1 protein-coding gene is annotated in these 209 nt (G+C 47.8%); it reads left to right on the top strand.

Features of this window, described 5'->3' with window-relative positions:
* Positions 1-209: hypothetical protein (locus tag WFN33_RS20390; protein ID WP_336954848.1), on the top strand; the 209-nt coding region annotated here is incomplete at both ends.

Below are 209 nucleotides of genomic sequence, written 5' to 3'. Positions count from 1 at the left end.
TGACCTTAGGTACAGCAGTCACAGCAGGTCAAGCGGTTGAAGTGGGTTATACCGATCCAACTACGGGTAATGATCCAAATGCGATCCAAGATGTAGCAGGCAATGATGCAGTAACCCTTCCACCAACTTCAGTGACCAATGGTTCGGTTATTCCGAGCGATACTACAGCACCAACATTTGTCAATGCGACAGTTGATCCATTGGGTACG

Source organism: Acinetobacter sp. AS167 (genome assembly GCF_037152175.1).
Taxonomy (GTDB): Bacteria; Pseudomonadota; Gammaproteobacteria; order Pseudomonadales; family Moraxellaceae; genus Acinetobacter.
This window is presented reverse-complemented; position numbering and strand designations above follow the sequence as displayed.